Origin of the sequence: Pseudomonas edaphica (assembly GCF_005863185.1) — a bacterium.
Classification (GTDB): domain Bacteria; phylum Pseudomonadota; class Gammaproteobacteria; order Pseudomonadales; family Pseudomonadaceae; genus Aquipseudomonas; species Aquipseudomonas edaphica.
The window spans coordinates 1-2,189 of record NZ_VBVZ01000830.1 but is presented as its reverse complement, the minus strand read 5'-3'; the positions used below and the strand labels follow the sequence as shown (position 1 = coordinate 2,189).

General features: G+C 62.3%; 2 protein-coding genes. Both read right to left on the bottom strand.

Features of this window, described 5'->3' with window-relative positions; all coding sequences use genetic code 11:
* Window positions 1–1,256: NAD-dependent dihydropyrimidine dehydrogenase subunit PreA (gene preA, locus FEM54_RS31020; protein ID WP_138454118.1), on the bottom strand; the 1,256-nt coding region annotated here is incomplete at its 3' end.
* Window positions 1,256–2,189 (bottom strand): FAD-dependent oxidoreductase (locus tag FEM54_RS31015; RefSeq protein ID WP_138454117.1); only part of this gene is annotated, 934 nt, incomplete at its 5' end. The genes FEM54_RS31015 and preA, both read right to left, overlap by 1 nt.

Sequence of the window (2,189 nt, the reverse complement as noted above, 5' to 3'; positions counted from 1 at the left end):
GGGTTACGCGGATCCTGCGTCCAGTTCAAAAACGGCTTGCCCGTTTCTATCGGCACCATCTCGATGCAATCGGCCACGGGGCAAGTGATCTGGCACAAATTGCAGCCAACACACTCATCATCGATCACCTCGTATTTGTGCGTGCCGTCCGCCTGCTTCAAGCTGGCAATCGCCTGGTGTGACGTGTCCTCGCAGGCAATATGGCAACGCCCGCAGCCGATACACGCCTGCTGATCGATCTTGGCAATTACCTGATAGTTGATGTCCAGGTACTTCCAATCCGTGGTATTGCCCACCGCCCGCCCGGAAAACGCCTGCAGGCTGGCGTAACCCTGGCTGTCCATCCACCGCGACAGCCCGTCCTTCATCTCTTCCACAATCCGAAACCCATGCAGCATCGCCGCCGTGCACACCTGCACCGCGCCACAGCCCAGTGCGACAAATTCCGCCGCGTCGCGCCAGTTGCCAATGCCGCCGATGCCGCAGATCGGCAGCCCTTGCGTCTGCGGGTCGCGGGCGATTTCGGCGACCATGTTCAACGCAATCGGCTTGACCGCCGAGCCGCAATAACCGCCATGGGTACTTTGCGTGCCGACCACCGGCAGGGCGACCATGCGTTCCAGGTCCACACTGGTGATGGAGTTGATGGTGTTGATCAGCGACACTGCATCCGCACCGCCGCGAAACGCCGCGCGTGCCGCCACGCGGATGTCGGTGATGTTCGGCGTGAGCTTGACGATCACCGGCAGCGAGCAGTAGGTCTTGCACCAGCGCGTCACCTGTTCTACATACTCCGGCACCTGGCCAACCGCTGCGCCCATGCCGCGCTCGGGCATGCCGTGGGGGCAGCCGAAGTTCAGCTCGATGCCATCGCAACCGGTGGCCTCCACCAGCGGCAGGATGTTCTTCCAGGACTCTTCAACGCACGGCACCATCAGCGACACGATCAATGCGCGGTCGGGCCAATCCTTTTTCACCTGGGTGATTTCCTTGAGGTTGATCTCCAGGGAGCGGTCGGTGATCAACTCGATATTGTTGATGCCCAGTACCTCGCGGTTGGCGCCATAGTGCGCCGAGTAACGGGAAGATACGTTGACCGCCGCCGGGTCTTCACCGAGGGTTTTCCACACCACGCCGCCCCAGCCGGCTTCGAAGGCGCGGACCACGTTGTAGGCCTTGTCGGTGGGCGGCGCGGAGGCCAGCCAGAACGGGTTGGGGGCTTTGATACCGGCAAATACAATCGAGAGATCGGCCATTACGCAGCCTCCACGTTCAGCATGAGTTGGGCGTGCATGGCTTCGGCGGCCAGCTTGCCGTGTTGCACAGCCTGCACGGTGAGGTCCTGGCCGAGGCTGACGCAATCGCCACCGGCATAGACGCCTGGAATGCTGGTTTGCAGCTGTTCGTCGACGAAGATGCGTTCGCCCACGCGGTGCAGTTGCTGAGCCAACGGGTCGTGCAGCGCCTCGTTGTCAAAACCCTGGCCGATGGCTTTGAAGATCGCGTCGCAGGCCAGTTCAAAGGTCTCGCCAGTGGGGAGCAGGCGACCGTTCTCCATGTGCGTGCGCAAAAAACGCATGCCGCGCACACGGCCTTGATCATCCAGCAACACTTCATCCGGTTGAGCCCAGGTCAGCAGCCGTACCTGATTGGCCTTGGCAATCTCTTGTTCATGGTGAGTGGCGCCCATGTCGGCCAAGCCACGGCGGTACACCAGGTTGACATCGCGGGCGCCCAGGCGGGCCATTTGCACGGCCATGTCGATGGCGGTATTGCCGGCGCCGAGCACGATGCAGCGGTCGGCCAAGGGCAGTTGGCTAAGGTCATCGGCCTGGCGCAGTTCGCGGATATAGTCGGTGGCGGCGAGCAGGCCGGGCGCATCTTCATGGGGCAAGCCCAGCTGTTTGCTGGCGGCAAGGCCCAGGCCCAAAAATACCGAATCGAATTGCTGATGCAGTTCGCTCAACGTCAGGTTGCCACCCAGGCGCTGGCCGTGGCGGATCTCGATGCCGCCGATCTGCAGGAGGAAATCCAGCTCCTTCTGGGCGAAGTCATCCACCAGCTTGTATTTGGCGATCCCGTATTCGTTCAGGCCGCCAGCTTTTTCCCGTGCTTCGAAAATCACCACGTCATGGCCATGCAGGGCCGCGCGGTGTGCGCAGGCCAGGCCCGCAGGCCCGGCGCCGACC